Origin of the sequence: Acinetobacter sp. DSM 11652 (assembly GCF_900109815.1) — a bacterium.
GTDB lineage: Bacteria > Pseudomonadota > Gammaproteobacteria > Pseudomonadales > Moraxellaceae > Acinetobacter.
The window spans coordinates 13040-28844 of sequence record NZ_FOBK01000009.1 but is presented as its reverse complement, the minus strand read 5'-3'; the positions used below and the strand labels follow the sequence as shown (position 1 = coordinate 28844).

13 protein-coding genes are annotated in these 15805 nt (G+C 38.9%); 9 read left to right on the top strand and 4 right to left on the bottom strand.

The annotated features are described in order from the left end of the window. Window positions 1–2: 2 nt before the first annotated feature. The 3 genes from BMW42_RS09740 to BMW42_RS09730 all read right to left on the bottom strand — a co-directional run bounded on the left by BMW42_RS09740 (window position 3) and on the right by BMW42_RS09730 (window position 2080). Window positions 3–383, bottom strand: a complete 381-nt coding sequence (locus tag BMW42_RS09740; protein ID WP_143047409.1) for a hypothetical protein — start codon at window positions 381–383, stop codon at window positions 3–5. Between the two features lie 180 nt (window positions 384–563). Next, window positions 564–1301, bottom strand: a complete 738-nt coding sequence (locus BMW42_RS09735; RefSeq protein ID WP_092767659.1) for a type III pantothenate kinase — start codon at window positions 1299–1301, stop codon at window positions 564–566. Window positions 1302–1327: 26 nt separating this feature from the next. Further along, on the bottom strand, window positions 1328–2080 hold the full coding sequence (locus BMW42_RS09730) for a biotin--[acetyl-CoA-carboxylase] ligase (RefSeq protein WP_092767469.1): 753 nt from the start codon (window positions 2078–2080) through the stop codon (window positions 1328–1330). Between the two features lie 27 nt (window positions 2081–2107). On the opposite strand from BMW42_RS09730, the gene BMW42_RS09725 reads away from it, so the two are divergent. The 5 genes from BMW42_RS09725 (at window position 2108) to ligA (ending at window position 10476) form a co-directional block, all read left to right on the top strand. Next, complete coding sequence (locus BMW42_RS09725; protein WP_092767467.1) at window positions 2108–2908, top strand: sulfite exporter TauE/SafE family protein; 801 nt, start codon at window positions 2108–2110, stop codon at window positions 2906–2908. Between the two features lie 163 nt (window positions 2909–3071). After that, complete coding sequence (locus tag BMW42_RS09720; protein WP_035269253.1) at window positions 3072–3767, top strand: GntR family transcriptional regulator; 696 nt, start codon at window positions 3072–3074, stop codon at window positions 3765–3767. Window positions 3768–3777: 10 nt separating this feature from the next. After that, window positions 3778–7230, top strand: a complete 3453-nt coding sequence (gene smc, locus BMW42_RS09715) for a chromosome segregation protein SMC (RefSeq protein WP_092767465.1) — start codon at window positions 3778–3780, stop codon at window positions 7228–7230. A gap of 1 nt (window position 7231) precedes the next feature. Next, the gene (locus tag BMW42_RS09710) at window positions 7232–8335 is read left to right on the top strand and encodes a cell division protein ZipA C-terminal FtsZ-binding domain-containing protein (RefSeq protein ID WP_092767462.1); all 1104 of its coding nucleotides are present in this window, start codon (window positions 7232–7234) and stop codon (window positions 8333–8335) included. A 95-nt stretch (window positions 8336–8430) separates the two neighbouring features. After that, entirely contained in the window at window positions 8431–10476 is a 2046-nt protein-coding gene (gene ligA, locus BMW42_RS09705) for an NAD-dependent DNA ligase LigA (RefSeq protein WP_092767460.1), read from the top strand. Between the two features lie 61 nt (window positions 10477–10537). Here the strand turns inward: ligA and BMW42_RS09700 are convergent, their stop codons facing one another. Beyond that, window positions 10538–11602 (bottom strand): SDR family oxidoreductase, encoded by a 1065-nt coding sequence (locus BMW42_RS09700; protein WP_092767458.1) that lies wholly within the window; start codon window positions 11600–11602, stop codon window positions 10538–10540. A gap of 321 nt (window positions 11603–11923) precedes the next feature. Here BMW42_RS09700 and ftn point away from each other — a divergent pair, with 321 nt between their 5' ends. The 4 genes from ftn to BMW42_RS09680 all read left to right on the top strand — a co-directional run bounded on the left by ftn (window position 11924) and on the right by BMW42_RS09680 (window position 15797). Continuing rightward, window positions 11924–12388, top strand: coding sequence for a heteropolymeric bacterioferritin subunit Ftn (gene ftn / locus BMW42_RS09695; RefSeq protein WP_035269243.1), 465 nt, complete (start codon window positions 11924–11926; stop codon window positions 12386–12388). A 163-nt stretch (window positions 12389–12551) separates the two neighbouring features. Further along, a complete protein-coding gene (locus BMW42_RS09690) occupies window positions 12552–13277 on the top strand; it encodes a hydrolase (RefSeq protein WP_212771600.1) in 726 nt (241 codons plus the stop codon). Between the two features lie 82 nt (window positions 13278–13359). Next, the gene (gene bioA, locus BMW42_RS09685) at window positions 13360–14643 is read left to right on the top strand and encodes an adenosylmethionine--8-amino-7-oxononanoate transaminase (RefSeq protein ID WP_092767456.1); all 1284 of its coding nucleotides are present in this window, start codon (window positions 13360–13362) and stop codon (window positions 14641–14643) included. Then, on the top strand, window positions 14640–15797 hold the full coding sequence (locus tag BMW42_RS09680) for an 8-amino-7-oxononanoate synthase (protein WP_092767453.1): 1158 nt from the start codon (window positions 14640–14642) through the stop codon (window positions 15795–15797). The genes bioA and BMW42_RS09680 overlap by 4 nt, the downstream gene beginning before the upstream one ends. Window positions 15798–15805: the final 8 nt, after the last annotated feature.

Here is a 15805-nt window from a genome sequence, read left to right as displayed (position 1 = left end):
AATTACTGCATACCGCCTAATACGTATGGTCTTCTTTGTGGTACTGTCATTTGATTGTAGTTTCCACTAGGTGATGAGTTATACTGGTAGTTTCTCGGTGTTGAATTATAACTTGAATTAGAATTAGAACGATTTGAATAGCTGTTATTGGATGAGTTACTGTATGTCTTTTCATCATAATCAACTGCGCAAACCCATCCACCATATTCAGTCTGTGAGCAGTCACAGTAACTTGAAACGTTATAACCCCATTTCGACGCATCATTCTTAGCGTTCGAACATGCGGATGTTCTATTATCACTATGATATCCTGTCGCAGATGCAGCATAAACCCAAGTAGACCCAAGCCCCATTAATATTAATGCTAATAAATGTTTATGCATAATTATATCCCCATGTAGTTTTCACATTTAAAAATATAAAAATGGGATATGTTTTAAAATGTTTAAAAGGGACAATCCGATAACTGGTTAATATTTCTATACACTACCACTGCTTGATCTTATAAAAGCTTTAATTCATCACTCAAAGTTTGGTAAAAATTACTTATACTATATTAAAACTTAAATGTGCTGCGCGACAGCAAGATAGCGTTGTAAGCCCTTTAATAATAAATCTGTTTCAATTTGCGGGTGATAAGATTGTAAATATTGAGCAAAGAGTGCAGCATCTCCACCAGTAAGAATTAATTTTCTTGGTGATGTTGTTAAAACTTTTTCGATCATACTGACCAATCCCAATAAAATACCATGATGAACAGCATCCAATGTATTTTGCCCAGGACTTAACTCATCAAATGCAGCATCAGGGATTTTGATCCCTTTGGTATTTTGAATAAGTGAATCTCTCTGTAGATAGAGATTTGGTACGATATATCCACCTAAATGTTTAAATCCATCTGCTAAATCAATCGTTAAGGCCGTTCCACAACTGATCACGCAATATTTCTCTTGAGGATCGGTGACGACCGCTAGAACTTGTAGCCAACGATCGATACCCAATTGATTCGGTTCTGTATATCCGCATTGAAGTCCTGCATATTCTTGATGAACTTTAGCAACGACAATTGGGATATCTAGCAGTTTTAAAATTTTGAGTATACGGTCGTTATTCTTCTTGTCTTGAACAGATGAGATACCGACTTCTGATAAATTTTGAGATTTAAAGTGTTGGATGAGACCCAACATCAAGTCCGCAGGAGATTGTAGATGAAGCTCCGCCACATGCTCCAAGATTTGCTCACCTTCCGTGATCCAATATTTTAAACGCGTATTGCCTATATCTAACCAAAGACGTTTCATCATGTATTCGCTGACCTATCTTTTCTTTATTTTTTTAAGCGTAAACGCCCTTGATACAAACCGATTAAACCTTGTTCAGTCAAAATATTAATTCGACCATCATCTCCAATACCTTTAAAGATACCTTGTACTGTTTTATTCACTTGCTCAAACTCTACAGTCTGATTCATAAAAGCAGCATAGTGATTGAAACGTCCCGAGAGGTTATAACTTCCATGCTCAAACCATTGTCCAGCTTGCATGATTGCGAGATAAAGCTCTGAAATAATCTTAATTCGATTTGGATGAGCTAAACCCAATTGCATGATTGATGTGGTTTGCTGTTCGATTGCTGCATCAGAAACAGGCAATAAATTAATACCAACACCAACAATCGCCTGATGTGGGGTTACAGGCTCTACCAAAATGCCACCCCATTTGCCTTGCGCACTATAAAGGTCATTTGGCCATTTGATTTGTAAATGATCCAATGACTTAAATGAAGGAATTTGCAAAATATTAAGTGCGATCTCAAGGGATAGTCGACCATCTAAGGGTGTTTTGGTTTCTAGCAATGTGCTTAAATAAATATTCCCGACTGGGGAAACCCATTGTCGTTGATGTTGTCCACGTCCCTGAGTTTGAGTCTCACTGCATACAAGAATACCCTGTACACCTTTTTTGATGAGTGCGCGTACTTCATCATTGGTTGAAGTGGTGCTCTGTTTTAACAGTAAAACTTCTGGAAGTTGTTGAGCTTCAGTTAAAAGCTGACTGAGGTGGCGAGTCTCTAAATCCATGTTGAATCTGAGAAGAGTAAAAGATTTATGGAGTTAATCATATATTTAGCTATTGGTGCAATCGCTGGTTTTACTGCAGGGTTGTTTGGCGTGGGCGGTGGATTAATCATCGTACCCATTTTATTTATTGTATTTACCCAAATGGGTTATGACCCAACTGTCATTATGCACATGGCGCTTGGAACATCATTGGCTACGATTGTGGTCACATCGATTAGCTCAGTTATGGCACATCATAAAAAAGGTGCAGTGCTATGGTCAGTATTTAAAAATTTAGCGCCAGGTTTGGTACTGGGTTCATTTTTTGGTGCTGGATTGGCCAGTATTATCTCTGGACCAATGCTGCAATTGATTATCGGTTGTTTCGCAATTTGGGTTGCATACCGTATGTTCCGTGGTGCTAATGTGGTGGTCGATCAATCTAAGCAACTACCTTCTGTACCTGCTCAATTGGCTGCGGGAAGTGGAATTGGGGTGGCTTCAGCAATTTTTGGGATCGGTGGAGGAAGTTTAACCGTACCTTATTTAAATCATCATGGGGTGGTGATGCAAAAAGCTGTTGCAACATCTGCTGCATGTGGACTGCCGATTGCTTTAGCAGGTGCATTTGGATTTATGTTCTACGGACAAAAAGCACCTGCTGAAATCGAAAATGCCATTGGATATGTTCATGTTTATGCATTCATTGGCATTAGTGTAATGAGTTTTATCACCGCAAAAGTAGGAGCAAAAGTTGCACATAAACTGTCAGCAGCGATGTTGAAAAAATGTTTTGCATCTTTGCTTACAACTGTAGGGATTTATTTTGTTTATCAAGGCGTATTTTGAGAAAAATATGTCAAATCATTCTCGAAAATAATGATGTGTATTGACTTAAAAATTTGATAAATTGTCAGACAAAGACATAGCCAGTATGATGCTATTGGTATAAAAACAATAATATAGCATCATGCTTGATGAAGTATGAGTAAAAAAAATAAATAGGAATATTATGCAATTGGAAGAAGTGGACAGCCTTTCAGAGCAAATAGCCAGACATATAAGTGAACAGATTATTAGTGGCGAATTGGTCGAAGGTGAACGTATACAAGAATTGCGTATCGCTAAAGAATTAGACGTGAGTCGAGGTTCGGTACGTGAAGCTTTATTATTACTTGAACGCACGCATTTAATTGAAATTTATCCAAGACGCGGCGCAATTGTGTCAGAAATGTCTGCCCAACAAGTGCGAGCTTTATTTGATACGAGTGCACTTATGTTAGGGCAGATCGTCCAGCGTATGAGTGAAACTTGGCGTAATCATGAAGCTGAGGCGCTTCAGCAACTTTTGCAATATTTAATTGAACAAGTTAAACAAAGTAATACTGAAAAATTTTACGATGGTGTATTTCAATTTTTAGCTAAGCAACAAGATATGGTAGCCAACCCATACTTAATGAAGTTTTATCGCGAACTGTTGCCATCTATACGTCGTAGTTATTTTTTAACCTTAAATACTTCGCGTAGAGAGCTCCAAGAAGCACTTGAATTAATTAAGCTCGTGATCGATGCAATTTTGATCCGAAAATCACAACAAGCTACTTTATTTATGGAAGATTTTTGCCGACACTTGCGCAATCTAGTGTTAGAGTCACTGACACGAATGAAACAAATTGAACTAGCTTGGGCGCGGAGATCGCGCAGATAATCAGGACACTATGCGATTAAGCAGCTTAAAACTCTCTGGCTTTAAATCTTTTGCGGATAGCAGCACCTTACAATTTAAAGCCAACCGTACCGCAGTCGTGGGACCAAATGGTTGTGGTAAATCCAACGTCATCGATGCAATCCGATGGGTGATGGGAGAGTCAAGCGCACGCCAGTTACGTGGTGGAAGTATGCAGGATGTCATTTTTACTGGGACAGCAAAGCGTAAACCAGTGGGAATGGCCAGTGTAGAATTACGCTTCGAAAACACCTATGGCAAACTAGGTGGAGCATACAACGCTTATAGTGAGTTGGCGGTACGTCGCCAAGTCAATCGCGATGGTAAATCTGAATATTTTCTCAATGGCACAAAATGCCGCCGCCGTGATATTACAGATATTTTTTTAGGAACAGGCTTAGGTCCTCGTTCGTATGCGATTATTGAACAAGGCATGATTAATCGTTTGGTCGATGCAAAACCAGATGAAATGCGTGTTTATATCGAAGAGGCTGCTGGAGTATCACGTTATCAAGCACGTCGTCGTGAGACGATGCAACATTTAGAACATACTCATCAAAATTTAAGTCGTCTAAATGACATTGCTGTTGAATTAAAATCACAATTAAAGACACTAAAGCGTCAAGCAGAAGCTGCACTTCGATATAAAGCCTTGGAGACTGAAATTCGAACTTTGAAAGTTGAGATACTTTCGTTTCAATGCCATCAAAGTGAACGAATTCAACAAGAATATACAACTGAAATGACTGAGTTGGGTGAGCAATTTAAGCTCGTTCGTTCTGAACTCACCACTGTTGAGCATGATTTAACAGCAACAAATGAGTTATTTCAGCGATTAATGCAACAATCCACACCACTTCAGCAAGAATGGCAACAAGCTGAAAAAAAGCTGGCTGAATTACAAGCCAATTTGGATCAAAAACAGCAATTGTTTGCTCAAAATACTTTAACTTTAAAGCAGCTTGAAGAGCAAAAAATACAAACCAAAGAGCGGATGCAACTGATTGATATTCAGTTGGAAGATTTGATCCTCCAGCAAGAACATCAAACAACAACATTGAGTGATACTGAATCAAATGCACAGCTTGATTTACAACAATTCAATGAGCTGAAGGCAAAGCAACTTGAAGCGCAAAAATCATTTTCTGAAATAAAAGCATTGGTTGAAAAGCAACAACAGCAACGTGCACAAATGTTGGCGCAGAGTGATCAATTGGCTAAAAATGTGCTTCGAATTGAGCAGCAAAAGCAAACTTTGCTCGAACAAAAATCTCAAAATCAAGCACAGTATGAACAGGATGATATTGACAATCTCCTGCATGAAAAACATGACGTACAGATTGAAATCATTCGTCTAGAAGAAAGAATTACGACATTAGAAACTCAATTGAAACGTGATCAAATCTTATTGACTGAGCAAAAAAGTAAATGTACAGATTTGAATTCACACATACAGATTTTGAAATCTGAACAAAAACAATTACAACAGCTTGTGGTGAAAGTCAGTCCACATGCATCGAAGACAAATGACCCTTTAATGCAAATTTTGAAGCTAAAAGATCAGGCGAAACCATTTGCAGCATTGGTTGAAAAATTTCTGTCAAAATGGTTGCATGCGAATACGTTAAAGAGTGAAGATTTATTTCAGACCGAATCTGCCCGTCAATTAAAACTTATTCAGCAAGATGTATCTGGGACTGTACTTGGTTTACCCACATTAGCGAGCTGGATTGATTTCCCCCAAAACTCATTATGGTTAAACGTTGCGATAGCTCAAGATTTTGAGCAGGCGCTTCAATTACAGCCTCAATTAAAACAAGGTGAGTCTATTTTAAGTTTGGATGGCTATCATATAGGTCCTGATTGGATGATAGGCTTATACTTTGACGAGTCGAGTCAAGATGCTCAAGGAGCACTTAGTCACCGAATTCGATTAGATGAAATTGAATCAGAGTTGACACATATGGTGAAAGCGCATGAGTCAATAACGCTCGAACTCATGAAGATGCAATTAAAGCTTGAACAGAAAAATAGTGAATGTACGGAGTTGCAAAAAGCGTTAAAAAATCATCAAGCTCTTGCTCACCAAGTTGAAGTGAAGATTGCAAAACAGCAAATGGCTCAGCAGGCTTTTGAATCGCAAAATCTACACATCGAGTCGCAAATTGCTCAACTTGATGCGCAGCTTGAAGAAGATGCGATGCAAAAAGATGATCTCGAAATCGATTTACATGCATTGATGCTCAAGATTGAGCACAATCTTCCACACTACAAAACCTTAGAGTTTCAAGTTGAAGAATTGAATGATCAGGTTGAGCATCTTCAGGATCAAGTCTACAAAAAACAACAAGAGTTAGAAACAAACCGCCGTACTCATACGCAAAATCAGCAACAAATTGAGCTGTTGGAAAAAGATGCAAGTTTTCTGAAAACGCAATATCAGCAGATCATCACTCAAATTACACAAGCTAAAAATTTCGTGGATCCGATTCAATTAGAATTACCCACTTTGCAAAGCCAATATGAGGCTCAAAAGCAGCAGACTGAAAAGTTACAAAAGACTTGGTCCTTATGGCAAATAGAGCTTAATGAAATACAGTCTAAGCAACAAAAGTTGACAGAGCTACGGTTAAATCATCAGCAAAGTGATGAGCACTTTAGAACCCAGTTAGAAGAGAAGCGTTTAGCATGGCAAGTGGCTAAATCTGATTTACAACATTATGCTGAACAATTAAAAGAGCTTAATGCTGAATTATTAGAAAATGTGCAAATCGATCTGAGTCAGCACCAACAGCAGTTAGAGCAAGCACAGCGTCAGTTTGACAAAATAGGCGCTGTGAACTTAGCAGCTTCAGAAGAGTATGAAGAAGTATCAAAGCGCTATGAAGATTTGAGCCATCAAATTGAAGATCTTGAAAAAACAGTCGCACAATTAAAAGACGCGATGAAAAGTATTGATCAAGAAACTAAAAAATTATTCATGACTACCTTTGATCAAGTAAATGCGGAATTGCAAAACTTATTCCCAAAGGTGTTTAATGGTGGCGAAGCAAGTTTAAGTTTAGAAGATGATTGGCAATCTGGTGTAAAGCTAATGGCTCGACCACCAGGAAAGCGAAATAGTTCTTTAGCACTGTTATCAGGCGGTGAAAAAGCGCTAACAGCGCTAGCATTGGTTTTTGCTATATTTCGACTGAATCCAGCACCATTTTGTGTATTGGATGAGGTTGATGCACCGTTAGATGATGCAAATGTTGGACGTTTTTGTAATTTAGTAAAAGAGCTTTCTGAACAGGTTCAATTCATTTACATTACACACAATAAAGTTGCGATGACGATGGCTACTGACTTACTTGGTGTAACAATGCCTGAGCCAGGAACATCGAAGTTAGTCACTGTTGATCTAGAAGAAGCGAAAGAATACGGTTTAGCTGCGGAGTCTTAATATGGAAATCAGTACCATTATCGGAATTGTGATCGCAATCGTGATCTGTTGCATAGGGTTGTTTATGATCCTGCGCAAGCCGAGTGATGCAGCACCGTCATTAGATGCTGAATTACATATAAATGAACAATGTAATCAACCCGTCATTCCGCGTCATGTTCGTAGTCTTTTACAGGCGCAAGCCGCTCCATTGGCTTCTTCTGAGCGTGTAGAACCAAGTTTGAAAGACATTGAAGCGAGTGATGTGGCTCAATTGGATCAAACAGCTAATCAGCATGCTACAAAGACGCCTGAAAATATTCAAGAAACTGTAGAAGTGGTAGATACAGTGCAACTGAATACTTCGGTAGACCTTGCAGAGAAAGAAAGTAAATCTCTGCTCGACTCCAGTAAAAACTCGGACAGCACTGAGACTGACTCACTAGAAAAAAATACAGAAACAGTCGAGAGTAAAGCTCAGCCGATTGATGGTGTAACAGACACTCAAAGTGCAGATCTTATTTCCAAAGATTCAATAGTAGAAACTACAACTGAAGACGTGAAAAAAGTTGAGCCAAGTTTTGTATTAAATCCGAATATTCAAACTGCTGAAATCAAAGAATTTGAAGAAGAAAGCAGCATCTTGGATGTGCATTTACATGAACAGCAACGTTTTGATGATGAAAGTGCTTTAGCAAATGCCGAATACATTATTAGTTTGAATATGTATCCGAACCCTCGAAAAGCACTTTCTGGTGATAAAGCTTTGAAAGTGTTAATGAAATATGGATTGCGCTTTGGCGAAATGAACTGTTTCCATCGTTATGAAACTCCTGATGCAGTCAGCTCATTGCTGTTTTCCGTACTCAGAATCACAGATCAGGGTCCTGCAGGTTTTGATTTAGAAACATTATCTGGTGAACAAGTTCAAGGTTTAGCATTCTTCTTAGCATTACCGCATCATAATGTTCAAAAAGGCTATGACAGTATGGTGAGTATTGCAGGGCTTATTGCACGTGAAACAGATGGTACAGTCTATGATGAAAATAATCTTGAATTTACACCGCAGTTGAAAGAACACTGGCGCCATAAAGCGATCGACTATAGATCAGGTCAGGCTGTTTAATTCCTAGGTGACTTACTGTATTTGTGTAAAGTCATTTATACTCTTTAGGTTGAAATTACTGGGCGGAATTTTCCGCCCTTTTATATGGTGAAAATATGGATCAGAACGCTGTCGTTGCGCAAATGCGCCAACTCATTCAATTACTGGCTCGGCATAACCATGCTTATTATGTGATGGATCAGCCGACAATTGAAGACAGTGAATATGATCAATTGTTTCATCAACTAAAAAACTTAGAAGAACAATATCCTGATTTAGTACAGGCGGATACACCGACCAATAAAGTCGGTGATAAACCTTTATCTAAGTTTGAAAATATTACACATACAGTGCCAATGCTGTCCTTAGGTAATGTGTTTAATCAGGATGAACTTTTTGCCTTTGCACGCAGAATTGAAGAGCGTTTACCTAACCAGAAAATCCAATACGACGTCGAACTTAAATTTGATGGGCTTGCGATCTCGCTATGGTATGAACATGGTGTGTTGATTCGAGCGGTTACACGTGGGGATGGTGAAACAGGAGAAGTCATAACCCAAAATGTAAAAACAATTCGTAATTTGCCTAAAGTACTCATGATGTCTCAAGGTGTACCACCAGCGTTGTTAGAAGTTCGTGGCGAAGTACTAATGCCTAAAGCTGGATTTGTAAAGTTAAATGCTGAAAATGAGGCCAAAGGTGAGAAAACTTTTGCTAACCCAAGAAATGCAGCAGCAGGGAGTTTGCGTCAACTTGATCCGAGCATAGCAGCATTACGACCACTTGCATTCTATGCTTATGGTATTGCGCAATGCATGCCACATCATGGTCTGAGCACGATGTCAGAGAGCTTAAATTGGCTTGAACAGTTGGGCTTTGCTGTTGGGGAAAAACATTTTGTTTGTGACAGTATTGAAGAGGTTCAAGCGGCTTATGAATCTGTAAATCAGGAGCGTCCAAACCTGTCAGTTGAAATTGACGGGATGGTGATCAAAGTCAATGATTTGAAGCAACAACAACAATTAGGCTTTTTAAGTCGTGAACCTCGATGGGCAACAGCATATAAGTTCCCTGCAGTGGCTGCGCTAACAACGGTTGAAAATATTGATTGGCAGGTAGGGCGTACAGGTACTTTAACGCCTGTAGCGCGATTAAATCCTGTATCGGTTGGCGGAGTCACAGTATCAAACGTGACTTTACATAATATTGGTGAAATACATCGCTTGGACGTGCGCGTTGGAGATACGGTGAGTGTCTATCGTAGCGGAGATGTTATTCCTAAAGTTGAAAAGGTTTGGCCAGAATTTCGACCTCTAGAAACCACTGAAATTCAATTGCCAGAACAATGTCCTGTATGTGCTTCTCCAGTTGTGATGCCCGAAGGCGAAGCTTTAGCACGATGTTCAGGGGGGCTTTATTGTGCGGCACAGCGTATAGAGGCGATCCGTCATTTTGTATCACGTAAAGCAATGGACATCGAAGGTTTGGGTGATCGTTGGGTTGAGTCTTTATTACATCTTGAACTCCTCAAAGATGTTGCAGATATTTATCACTTGCACGAGCATCGTGAAAAATTATTGACTATTGAAAAAATGGGTGAAAAATCTGTACAAAATCTCATCGACTCAATTGAAAGTAGTAAAAAAACAACATTAGCGGCATTTATTTACGCACTAGGCATTCGAGGAGTAGGCGAGACTACGGCTCGAATGTTAGCCAATACTTTCCAGACTTTAGATGCCCTGAAATCTGCTGATTTAGAAGCATTGAAGAAAACCCCTGATGTAGGTGATATTACTGCAGAATGGATATTAGACTTTTTCAAAGCTGAACATAATATTGAAGTATTAAATCGATTAATTGAGGCTGGAATTCACTGGGATGCACCGATAGCACCGACTCGACAACCTTTAAATGGTGAGAGCTGGGTGGTGACTGGTACTTTAAGCAGTATGGGGCGAGATGAAGCGACTCAACTCTTACAGGCATTAGGTGCACGTGTGAGTGGTAGTGTATCCAGTAAAACGAAATGCTTGGTTGCTGGTGAAAAGGCAGGTTCCAAACTTGAAAAAGCAGAAAAACTAGGTATTCCGGTGATGAATGAAGCTGAGTTTATTGCTTTTATGATCCAGCATGGTCAGCTCACTGAACCTGAGTCTTAAGTGTATCTTGCACATAACAAAGGGCATCAATAGATGCCCTTTTTTCTCGAGTAATTAGATATTAACCACGTTTTTTGATAATGCCATCGTCAAGTAGCTGTTGAAAATGCTCTACGATACTTGTCTCAACGTCACGATATTGCATGCCTAATTCTTGCTTACTACGCTCAGCATTGAAGTAAATGGGGTAACCCACATTCAAGTCAACGAATTTTCGCGTATAGCCAAACAGAGGAGCGAGTAATTTGAATAAAAACTTGGGAGCAATCATTCGTGGGAAAGGATAGCGTCCACCAAAATGTTGTCGTAATGTTTTACCCATTTCGAATAGGGTCATCGTTTTAGCATTAATAATATATCGTCCATGTGCTTTACGGTGAAGTGCTGCTTGGATATGCGCATGAGCGACATCTCGAACATCGACTAACCCATTCCACATTGGAGGAACACCAAATAATGTCATGCCATTTCCAAATTGTTGAATGACTTCAACACTTCCAGATTGCGTAGAAGGTGTAAGTGATGGTCCAACAACCAATGAGGGATTGATACACACTAAATCCCATCGAGATTGTGCCTTTTGCATATCCCATGCTTTACGTTCTGCTGCGACTTTAGAGTAAAAATAAGGTTGGTGTTCGGCACTACTGGTGGTATTCCAATGGCTTTCTTCAAACTGGTTCTGCTCAGTTTTCAAAATATCCACTGCATCGCCATAAGTTGAAGCAATACTAGATGTGACAACGACACGTTTTACTGTATCTGTACGATTGACACTGTTCAGTACATTGGTCGTACCTTTTAGTGCAGGGTCAATCAAGTCTGTGATTGGATCTTTAAAGTTAGTCACTAAAAAAGGTGACGCCATATGGATCACAATTTCACAGTCTTTCATTGCTTCATCAAATGAACCTTCTTCTAAGAGATTTGCTTGAAATAACTTTAAAGCGCCTGAAGTTTGAGATGCGATTTGTTCTAAATGTTGAAAACTTGAACTTTTAGTTAAGTCTCGTACAGTGGCGTGAACGGTGTATCCTTGTTCTAATAATTGTTTAATTACCCAACCAGCAATATAGCCAGTTGCACCTGTCACCAAAATCGGGGCAGTAGTCGTCATCATTGTTATTGCCTGATGGTCAAATAGATTAATTCTAAAATTAAAAAAAGGATTTGTCCTTGATCATTTTCAACATCAACTCAAATGTAATGAGAGTCACTTCGATTGGTTACAAAATTAAATAGAGCTAATATTTGTTTAAAACTGCTCTCGAATTTTTTTAACTGTATGCAAGGGGTTATTTTTTAAGTAAAAAATAAGTGATTCAAACTGCAAATGCGTATGTTTCTCATTTTAATTTTATAAAAATCATAAACTTACACATTATATTTTTTGCAAAATAAGCTCTGATTGTTCATAATGTTGCTATTAAAGAATGGAGTGATTGAAATGCGTGGCAATCCAGAAGTCGTAGATTACTTAAATATGTTGATCGGTGGTGAACTGGCTGCTCGTGATCAATATCTCATTCATTCACGTATGTATGAAGATTGGGGTCTCACTAAGATTTTTGAGCGTATCGATCACGAAATGCAAGAAGAAGCACAACATGCTGATGCTATTATTCGCCGTGTCTTATTCTTGGAAGGCACACCGAATATGAGTCGTGATGATATTGAAGTAGGTGAAGACGTTGTTTCATGTTTAAAAGCCGATTTAAAGCTTGAGTACGAAGTGCGTGAAAAATTAGCGCAAGGTGTAAAGCTTTGTGAGGAAAAAGGCGATTACGTGACACGTGATATGTTGCGTCAACAAATGTCGGATACCGAAGAAGATCATACCTATTGGTTGGAAAAACAGCTTCGCTTAATTGAACTAATTGGTTTACAAAACTATATTCAGTCTCAAATGTAAGTTAAAACCCAGCAAGGCTGGGTTTTTTTATACCTCAGTTTTGCCTGAATTGACTCATTTTTTATAATTATCTAAAAATCAAAGTGAAATTGAATGATTTGCTCAATGAGTTATTGTGCTTGGCTTTATATACTGACCGAAAACGATCAGCTAAGGATTGGCAATCATGAGTAAAATCTTATTAATTACCGGTTGGGGACTCGGAACAAAACCACTCGAAAACTTAAAAACTGCTTTGGATATGGCAGGATTTCAAATCGATCTGATTAATATCTTTAATGCACTCGACCCTGTTGAATTATCTAAACATGTTGAGTTAGCTAAAAAAGTCGATGTCATTATAGGGTGGTCTTTAGGCGGGCAATTAGCAACATTGCTCACCCAAAAGGTTTTCGAGCTTTCAGGTCAGGCAAAAACGTTAATTACTTTAGCATCGAATCCTTGCTTCGTTGCCAATGAACGCTGGTCTACAGGTATGCCGCTTTCTACTTTTCAAAGTTTTAGAGAGTCTTTTGAAAATGACCCCATGACCACTTTAAAGCGATTTTGTTATCTGGTCTCACAGGGCAGCCAAACTGCTAAACAAGATTGGCAATCTTTGCAAAATTCAATTACGAGTGAAGAGCTAGATTTAAAAAAGCAGGGCTTGGATTTACTATATCATCTTAATACTGTCGAGATATTGAAAAATTATGTCGGAAAACAATTACATGTATTTGCTGATGATGATGGATTAGTTAGTAACAAAGTTCTAGATAATATCCGAAAGATAGATGCAAAGTTTTTTAAATTCGAAATTATCCCAGGCTCTCACTGCTTTTCAATTTTTAGAGCTACACAACTAAGTGACAAAATCGTTCAATATCTAAGAAAGAATGAGAAATCCTGATGAATATTGTCTAATCAGGCAATTCATAACAAAAATAATTCGCGTTATGCTCTGTTTAGATTAATAAGGAAATTCTTCCAGGATGGTTGACGAATTCGATTTAGCACACTTATGGCACCCTTATACTTCGATGTTAAACCCACTGCCGACATATAAAGTAAAAAAGGCTACAGGGGTGATGATTGAACTTGAAGATGGCCGTCAACTCATTGATGGTATGTCATCTTGGTGGTGTGCCATTCACGGATATAACCATCCTCAACTTAATCAAGCTGTGTCGGATCAATTGCAGCACATGTCACACATTATGTTTGGTGGGCTTACTCATGATCCTGCGATTGAATTAGGGAAGGCATTATTAAAAATTACACCACCTCAATTAGATAAAATATTCTATGCGGACTCAGGTTCTGTCGCTGTTGAAGTCGCACTAAAGATGGCAGTTCAATATTGGACCGCACAAAATAAGAAAGATAAAACCAGTTTTATCACGACGCGTTCTGGTTACCATGGTGATACATGGAATGCAATGTCAGTATGTGATCCAGTCACTGGGATGCATCAGGTCTTTGGTTCTAGTTTACCTTCTCGTTGTTTTGTTCCTGCACCGCAGACTCGATTTGATGAAGATTGGAATCCAGCAGATATTCTTGTATTGGCAGAAACTTTAAAAAACCATCATGCCACTATCGCTGCCATGATTATTGAGCCGATTGTGCAAGGTGCTGGAGGCATGCGTTTCTATCATCCTGAATATTTACGCGAAGCCAAGAGGCTATGCGATCAATATCAGGTGTTAATGATATTTGATGAAATTGCCACGGGGTTTGGACGAACAGGTAAATTATTTGCTTGGGAACACGCTCAAGTTGAACCAGACATCATGTGTATTGGTAAGGCGCTGACCGGTGGGTATATGACTTTATCTGCAACACTGACCACACGACATGTCGCTGAAGTGATCAGCTCTGGTGAAGCTGGCGTATTTATGCATGGACCTACATTTATGGCGAACCCCTTGGCTTGTGCTGTTGCCTTAAAGAGTACTGAGCTTTTATTGTCACAAGATTGGCAGTCCAATATTCAAAGAATAGAGCAAATTCTAAAACATTATTTACATAGATTAGATGATCAAGCGCATATTCAAGATGTTCGTGTGCTCGGTGCTATCGGTGTTGTTGAACTTAAACAAAATGTTGATATGAAAACGCTGCAACAGCGTTTCGTAGAACGAGGCGTGTGGATTCGTCCTTTTGGAAAATTAGTTTATGTCATGCCACCTTTTGTGATTTCAGATGTCGAACTTACTGAGTTACTAACGCAGTTGGTGAGTGTTGTGATGGAACTTGCAGAGGAAATGAGATGAATCTGTTGGACTACTACGCAGAGCAGTTAGACTCATTAAAACAAACTGGAAATTTTCGGCAGTTTAAATCCATCGTTCAGCATGGAAAATGGGTTGAGCTTCAGCAACAAAGAATGTTGAATCTATCGAGTAATGATTATTTAGGGATTGCGTCAGATCTACAAATAAGAGAAGCATTTTTTGATCACTGTTCAGCAGATTCAAAAAGAATGAGCTCTTCATCTTCAAGGTTACTCACAGGAAATTATCCTGAATATGAGCAATTTGAATATGACATGAGTCAATCATTCAATCAAAGGGCAGTTCTGTTATTCAACAGTGGCTATCACATGAATATTGGTATTCTGCCTGCGATTGCTGATAGTCAAACTTTAATTCTCTCGGATAAATTGATTCACGCCAGCATGATTGATGGGATTCGCTTAAGTAAAGCGAAGCTGATACGTTATCGACATAATGATCTGCTTCATTTAAAGCAATTGATCGAGCAATATCATGATGATCCCTTGTATCAAAGAATCATTGTGGTAACTGAATCAATTTTTAGTATGGATGGTGATGAAACTGATTTAACTGCGTTGGTGAGTCTGAAATATCAGTTCAGTAAAATCATGTTATATGTTGATGAAGCACATGCTATTGGTGTTCGGGGAGAGCAAGGGCTCGGTTGTGCTGAACAATATGCTGTCTTAGATGATATCGATTTTTTAGTCGGAACATTCGGGAAAGCACTCGCATCTGTTGGTGGATACATTGTGTGTCATCCAATCTTAAAAGATTATTTAATCAACAAAATGCGCTCTTTGATTTTTAGTACCGCACAACCACCCATCAACATGGCTTGGACGCATTTTATTTGGAATAAAATGAAAAAAATGCAGGAGCAACGTGCTCATTTAAGTGATTTGAGTCTGCAACTGCGTCAATATATTCTTGAGCAAGGTTACGAAAGTCCTTCAAGCTCGCAGATTATTCCTTTAATTTTAGGTGATTCTCAGCGTGCACTTGAGCGCGCACAACAATTACAACAATCTGGTTTTTATATTTTGCCGGTTCGGCCACCAACGGTTCCACAGGGAAGTTCACGCCTGAGAATTTGTATGAATTCTCAGCTGAATCAAGACGAATTGGAGCGGTTGAAAGAACAATTATGAATGACTCT

Coding starts and splice junctions, on each gene's coding strand:
- BMW42_RS09710 (WP_092767462.1), top strand. CDS start 7,232: ATGGAAATCAGTACCATTATCGGAATTGTGATCGCAATCGTGATCTGT.
- bioA (WP_092767456.1), top strand. CDS start 13,360: ATGGTTGACGAATTCGATTTAGCACACTTATGGCACCCTTATACTTCG.
- BMW42_RS09740 (WP_143047409.1), bottom strand. CDS start 383: ATGCATAAACATTTATTAGCATTAATATTAATGGGGCTTGGGTCTACT.
- BMW42_RS09730 (WP_092767469.1), bottom strand. CDS start 2,080: ATGGATTTAGAGACTCGCCACCTCAGTCAGCTTTTAACTGAAGCTCAA.
- BMW42_RS09725 (WP_092767467.1), top strand. CDS start 2,108: ATGGAGTTAATCATATATTTAGCTATTGGTGCAATCGCTGGTTTTACT.
- ftn (WP_035269243.1), top strand. CDS start 11,924: ATGCGTGGCAATCCAGAAGTCGTAGATTACTTAAATATGTTGATCGGT.
- BMW42_RS09720 (WP_035269253.1), top strand. CDS start 3,072: ATGCAATTGGAAGAAGTGGACAGCCTTTCAGAGCAAATAGCCAGACAT.
- ligA (WP_092767460.1), top strand. CDS start 8,431: ATGGATCAGAACGCTGTCGTTGCGCAAATGCGCCAACTCATTCAATTA.
- BMW42_RS09680 (WP_092767453.1), top strand. CDS start 14,640: ATGAATCTGTTGGACTACTACGCAGAGCAGTTAGACTCATTAAAACAA.
- BMW42_RS09735 (WP_092767659.1), bottom strand. CDS start 1,301: ATGAAACGTCTTTGGTTAGATATAGGCAATACGCGTTTAAAATATTGG.
- smc (WP_092767465.1), top strand. CDS start 3,778: ATGCGATTAAGCAGCTTAAAACTCTCTGGCTTTAAATCTTTTGCGGAT.